Raw genomic sequence first — 1,537 nt, 5'->3', positions numbered from 1 at the left:
GATACGGGCGCGGGTGGCGGCGGTCGGGCCGCGGGCGGGCGACGGGGCGCGGGAAGCCGCGCGGGCGTGCGGGTACGCGGGGTACGCGGGGTACGCGGGAGACCCTAGGCCGGGGCGGCCGTCCCGATCCGGTCGACGATGCCGGCCGCGCCCTCCGCCTTGGCGCAGTGCGCGCAGCAGTAGAAGCGGCCGTCGACCGTCACTCCGTGGCCGACGATCTGCACCCGGCAGTGCTCGCAGATCGGTGCCATCCGGTGGATCGCGCACTCGAAGCTGTCGAAGACGTGCACCACCCCCTGGGCATGCACCTCGAAGCTCAACTCGTAGTCGTTTCCGCAAACCTCGCAACGGGCCATGTGCCACAGGGTGCGGATCGGCCCGCCGGTGGGCAACACAGCTCGCGGTACGACGGCGTGCTGCGGTGCTGCTTTCACCCGGATGGCGGTGTACGGCACCCAAGCGTCAGCCGTGTACACCGTCGGCGGGCCTGACCGCCTTCAGCAGCTCGGCGAAGCGCTCCTCGTCGATGACCGGGGTGCCGACCTGCCGGGCCTTGACCACCTTGGTGGTGGGGGAGTCGGGGTCGTTGGTGACCAGCAGGCTGGTCAGGCGGCTGACGGAGGAGGCGACGTGCAGCCCGGCGTCGGTGGCCCGGTCCTCCAGCAGTTCGCGGTCGATGCCGGTGTCGCCGGAGAACGCCACCCGCATGCCCTGCACCAGCGGCCCGTCCGGCGCCAGCCGCCCGGGGTTCGGATACGGGCAGGCCGGCCGCTTGCGGGCCGGGCGCCAGCCGGAGTTGCCGTATCCCGAGCCGTGGATGCGGCCGTAGCGCGGGGCGGGCACCGAGCCGTCCTGGCCGGGGCGGGGCGCGCTGCCCGCGGTGTCCTTCCACTCCGTCAGGGGGCGGCAGGCGTGCAGCGGAAGCGGCAACTCGGCGGCCGCCGCCAGGTGCAGGCTCGGCCGGAACGCCTCGGCGAGCACCCGGGCGTCGTCCAGCGCGTGGTGCGCCCGGCGCTGCTCCACGCCGTAGTGCGCGGCGAGCGTCTCCAGCTTGTGGTTGGCCAGCGGCAGCCGCAGCTCCTTGGCCAGCACGATCGTGCACAGCCGGTGCTCGACCGGGGCGGCGGACCGCGCGCGGGCGAACTCCCTTGCCAGCATGGACCAGTCGAAGACCGCGTTGTGCGCGACGAGCACGCGTCCGGCCAGCCGCTCGGCGAGGTCGTCGGCGATTTCGGGGAAGAGCGGCGCCTTCGCGAGCATCGCGCCGGTGAGGCCGTGGATCCACACCGGGCCCGGGTCGCGCTGTGGGTTCACCGGCGAGTACCAGTGGTCCTGCACCTCGCCGTACGCGTCCAACCGGTAGACGGCGGCGGACACTATCCGGTCGTCCCGGCTGAGTCCGGTGGTCTCCACGTCGACCACGGCGTATCCCTCGGGGTAGCCGGTGGGCCATGCTGCCGATGCCGACGCCGGCATCGGCATCGGCATCGGCATCGGCGAAGAGGCCGGGGCCTGCGAGGAGGCCGGGGTGGGGATC

The 1,537-nt window shown here is 73.5% G+C and carries 2 protein-coding genes; both read right to left on the bottom strand.

Features of this window, described 5'->3' with window-relative positions; translation table 11 throughout:
* Window positions 1-104 precede the first annotated feature (104 nt).
* Entirely contained in the window at window positions 105-356 is a 252-nt protein-coding gene (locus AC13HU_RS36945) for a hypothetical protein (RefSeq protein ID WP_483046374.1), read from the bottom strand.
* A gap of 106 nt (window positions 357-462) precedes the next feature.
* Window positions 463-1,488 carry a DEDDh family exonuclease gene (locus AC13HU_RS36940; protein WP_483046375.1) on the bottom strand — a complete coding sequence of 342 codons (1,026 nt, stop codon included), beginning with the start codon at window positions 1,486-1,488 and terminating at the stop codon, window positions 463-465.
* Window positions 1,489-1,537: the final 49 nt, after the last annotated feature.

Source organism: Streptomyces sp. NH27 (genome assembly GCF_056859195.1).
Note: the sequence above shows the minus strand (reverse complement) of the source record. Positions and strands in the feature narration are given on the sequence as shown.